Here is a 531-nt window from a genome sequence, read left to right as displayed (position 1 = left end):
ACTAGATGTTGTAGGAATGATATTATGACCAGACGCTCGCGCGCGTCTTGGGTCACGATGTGCTTGATCAAGGACCGTTTGATCAGCTGTGACAGCATGAATCTCAGTCATCATTGCGGACTTGACACCAAAGGCCTTATCGAGCGTATCAATCAGTGGCACTAGCGCTTGCGTGGTACAAGAGACACCTGAGACAATCGGTAGCTCACGCGTCAGTAGCTCAGTATTAACACCCATTACGATACAAGCGTCAACATCGTCAAAGGGTGCAGCACCGATGATAACTTGTTGCGCACCTGCTTCAATATGTAGATTGGCTTGAGCATAAGAGCGAAAATGTCCTGTACATTCCAATACCACATCGATACCAAGAGTGTCCCAAGGCAGCGTTTTTGGATCATGCCTTGATAATAGACGAATACAATAGGTTAGATTGTTTTTTGTTAGGCACAGCTGGATGTCACTTTTTGCAGTAGCAGATGGTTTTTGTTCCTTATCAGTGATGCCGTCCTGAACAATTTCGGCACTGAC

Annotated in this window: 1 pseudogene; it reads right to left on the bottom strand. The window is 46.0% G+C overall.

The features are described 5' to 3' along the window. Positions 1-531 (bottom strand): annotated as a pseudogene (locus ACS8FD_RS24275) (type I glyceraldehyde-3-phosphate dehydrogenase); the annotation flags it as partial.

Source organism: Psychrobacter sp. 1U2 (assembly GCF_051847575.1).
Note: the sequence above shows the minus strand (reverse complement) of the source record. Positions and strands in the feature narration are given on the sequence as shown.